Origin of the sequence: Edaphobacter aggregans DSM 19364, from assembly GCF_000745965.1 — a bacterium.
Classification (GTDB): Bacteria; Acidobacteriota; Terriglobia; order Terriglobales; family Acidobacteriaceae; genus Edaphobacter; species Edaphobacter aggregans.
This window is the reverse complement of record NZ_JQKI01000286.1, coordinates 1-2,758: the sequence shown is the minus strand read 5'-3', so window position 1 is coordinate 2,758 and position 2,758 is coordinate 1. Positions and strand designations below refer to the sequence as shown.

4 protein-coding genes and 1 pseudogene are annotated in these 2,758 nt (G+C 54.2%); 3 read left to right on the top strand and 2 right to left on the bottom strand.

Translation table 11 applies throughout. The features are described from left to right. Together Q363_RS42495 and Q363_RS47270 are read left to right on the top strand one after the other, a co-directional pair. On the top strand, positions 1-214 hold a 214-nt coding region (locus tag Q363_RS42495), incomplete at its 5' end, for a hypothetical protein (RefSeq protein ID WP_169747213.1). Between the two features lie 121 nt (positions 215-335). Then, a pseudogene (locus Q363_RS47270) lies at positions 336-470 on the top strand (helix-turn-helix domain-containing protein); the annotation flags it as partial. A 677-nt stretch (positions 471-1,147) separates the two neighbouring features. Here the strand turns inward: Q363_RS47270 and Q363_RS31210 are convergent. Next, positions 1,148-1,489 carry a hypothetical protein gene (locus Q363_RS31210; protein WP_157468051.1) on the bottom strand — a complete coding sequence of 114 codons (342 nt, stop codon included), beginning with the start codon at positions 1,487-1,489 and terminating at the stop codon, positions 1,148-1,150. 285 nt (positions 1,490-1,774) lie between these two features. On the opposite strand from Q363_RS31210, the gene Q363_RS31205 reads away from it, so the two are divergent. Beyond that, positions 1,775-2,338, top strand: coding sequence for a hypothetical protein (locus Q363_RS31205; RefSeq protein ID WP_035358598.1), 564 nt, complete (start codon positions 1,775-1,777; stop codon positions 2,336-2,338). Positions 2,339-2,574: 236 nt separating this feature from the next. On the opposite strand, the gene Q363_RS43495 is transcribed toward Q363_RS31205, so the two are convergent. Beyond that, positions 2,575-2,758: hypothetical protein (locus Q363_RS43495; RefSeq protein WP_211256458.1), on the bottom strand; the 184-nt coding region annotated here is incomplete at its 5' end.

Sequence of the window (2,758 nt, the reverse complement as noted above, 5' to 3'; positions counted from 1 at the left end):
CGGACCTCTGGCTGTTCGCCGTTCCATCCTCGCCGTGCTCGCGAGCCTGATCTTGCCCACCCAGGCCAGCGGCACCCTAATATCGCATTGCGGCAAGGGAAGGGCATTTTGGAAGGCTATGAAGTCGCTCCACTGCTCCGAGGACCGCCAAGCCTTCAAGGACCGTGCCGGCCGGCGGAGCCCCGACCTGATCGATGGTGTGGAATTCTCCTAGTATGAGCCCTTTTCTACTAGTTACGGATCAGGATTTCTACTAGTTAAGGGTACGAGCGGCAGCAAAAACGGCGACTTTCTACTAGTAAAGGAAAAACGACAGCAAAGGAGGTCGCCCGGCGAAGTTCTCTCCTAAAGAGATTAAGACCATACGCGCCCTACTCAAAACCGCAGATATCCCTGTGGCCGAAATCGCAGCCCGCTTCGGCATCGCCCGATCAACCCTGTACCGTGCGGTACTCAAACCTGCGGCGTGATGCCGGAGATCGGTAGCCAATCGCAGTCCCTTTTTGCAGCTCGAATCGCTGGACTTTGGGTCTGCCCAAAGGTTGGCCAAATCGAAGTTACTGAAAACCCCGTTTCCCGGGATGTTCAATCGTTGAGGTGGCTGTTAGATTTGGTCCAGCCTATGTCCATTCTTGATGCCAGCGAGCCGTACGACCCGAGTCAGGCTAAGACCGCTGTCATACAGCCAACGATCCACCCACTTCCAGTTCTACGTAAACTGTGGTTCAAAAACACAATCGTTTGTGAGGAAGGATGGTCATTGTCGTAGTCCGGTAGTACATGGAGGATCGACACATATGACTATCGTGAAGAGGGACGACATCTGATTCTCGGCGGTGAAGGAGCAGCGGGCCAGATGGACATTTTCTTGAACCTCACGCTCTTTTGGACTAATCCGCCGAATACACCCCTCGACGACGAAACCAGACAGAGAGTACTGCGTAACATCACCGCAGCACTCCAGTGGGCTGGATTTAGAGTGGGCTTTTTTGCGCTGAGTTCGTAAAGCGTGTGTAGTCAGGAGTAGTCGCGGCGGGAATAGTCTGTTCCCCCAGAGTCAGGTTCGGAATGTTCCAAGTTGGTCAAAACCCCGTTTCGCGGGAGGTTGACGCCAGCTTTGCATCCCACGCTTGGACCGCCGTAAATCCTACTCTTTAGGAGAAGACATGGTCACGTTGCGGATGAATGAGTATGGGTCTGGGTTATCGCCCCATCCCTTGCCAGCTGTGTTCGCCAGTTTCGAGAGTCTCACGATGTCTGTCTGGCGGATTGAGTTGGTTACCTCACATTTCGTCGTGTCTAAAGTTTTGGCGTCGATTGTCTGCAAGTATTCAGGCACTGCGGCGGCCTCGACCAGGACCTTGCCCGACCCCGCCCAATGGCGGTCTTCACCATTCTTCTTTACGCCTGAAACCCAAAAGGATTCGCCGGTCTCCATATCGATGTAATTCCCGCCAGATTCACCGCGTCGCTGGCCCTTAAGCTTCATCAAACCTCGGCCGTCGAAATATACTGTCCGGCCAGTTTTCGACGTACTCACGTAGCCGATCCAAGCGGGACCGTTGTCCAAATGACCGCTCTTAAGTTCGATGTACCGGAGAGTCTTCACAGGCTTGAGTGTGGCATAGGAGCATTAGGCTGATCAACGTTTCTTTCACACCAGCGCGTATTCCAGTTGTTCCTGAAAAGTCTCGATTTCGGTAACTCGCTGGGAACTTTCTCAAAACCCCGTTTCTCGTGCATTGTCGTTCTCAAATAAGTATCGTGGCGGAAGATGAAACTTTCATTTAGGTTCGCCCTTCCGATTGTGATGGGCGCAATAAGCGCGGTTCTGATGGCGTGGGATATTCACAATCAACGCATCATAATGTCCATGGGAATGGCTTGGGACACCGGCGCGCCCCTATGGCCATATCAAACGCCGGACACGTTTCTATTAGCTATCAACGCTCCTGCCTATCTAATCGCTAACCCGATTTCGCGCCTTCTGGCTCTGTTGGTGCCTAGGCATTACTTCGTGCTCTTTCCGGCCATCCTTTTGTGGTGGTGGCTAGTCGGGTCTTATCTTGATAAGCGGTGTGCAGGTACGAAAGCTCAGAAAGAGCCGATCAAAGCGCTGTTCCTGTACCTCTTGGCGGCGTCACTGATCTTTTTGGGTTTAGACGGCTTTATTCATGCCATCCGGTGGTGGTGGAGCTACAGTCGCAGTGTTTTGAGCTGGACTGATCTAATTCTGCTGCGGCTTCTTGCGCCCTCCATTTGGTGCTTTGCGTTGAGTGTCGTAGCTTTGGCAGCGGCATGGCAGCGGACTCGCATATGGACAGCGCGATCACCATAACCTCCCGCAAAGTCGCCTTTCCAGCAAGTTCACTCGGCCAGCAGGTCTCGGCGGGTCGAACTTGCCGAAATCCCCGTTTCGCACGAAGTTCGTTTCAGATTCACGCGGTAGCCATGCCTCAGGCATCTTCGTCATACCAGCGGAGACCAATGCGGTCGCCTGATTGTCGTGCCCATACTCGAAAGTACTCCCCCGCTTGGGGAGCCCTTTTGGTTGCCTCTTGTCCTTCTAGGCTGTCACAGCTTCTTCGGAGGAAGGGCTGTTTCCAGGTCCACGGCGACCCCATGGAACTCACCAATCTCGCCGACGATCCCAAGCACGCCGCCACCCGCGCCGAACTGTCCAAACTGGTCAACGCCTACACCTAGCCGACCTGAGGAGTCACTTCGACAGGATGTCGAGCGCCTGGTTCGCGATGCC